The 314-nt window shown below is 47.1% G+C and carries 1 pseudogene; it reads right to left on the reverse strand.

The features are described from left to right. Nucleotides 1-314 (reverse strand): annotated as a pseudogene (locus ACVPON_RS05245) (hypothetical protein); the annotation flags it as partial.

A 314-nucleotide genomic window follows, 5' to 3' on the forward strand; every position in this document is an offset into this window, starting at 1 on the left:
TCTTCTGATAAGGTATCGGAGGCTGCTATCTGAGAACGCACATGCTTCACACGATTGGCGTAAGTGGTTTTCACGACCTGAAGCGGACTTTGTTCTCCATCTAGAACCTCATCAAGGGTATAGTGGTCTTGCCGTGTGACCGTCTGGGGCTGGATATAGTGGCCACTAGCAGTTACGGAGGTCGCAATGGTCTGCGTTCGGTCATAGGTATGCTTGGTCTGATATGGATTGTCCTTTCCATTGACCGCATTCAAACTCTCAAATGCAGAATCCAAACCTTTTACAAGCTTACTGTCAATATTCTGAAGCACATC

The sequence above is a fragment of the Streptococcus sp. 1F3 genome, assembly GCF_054968985.1.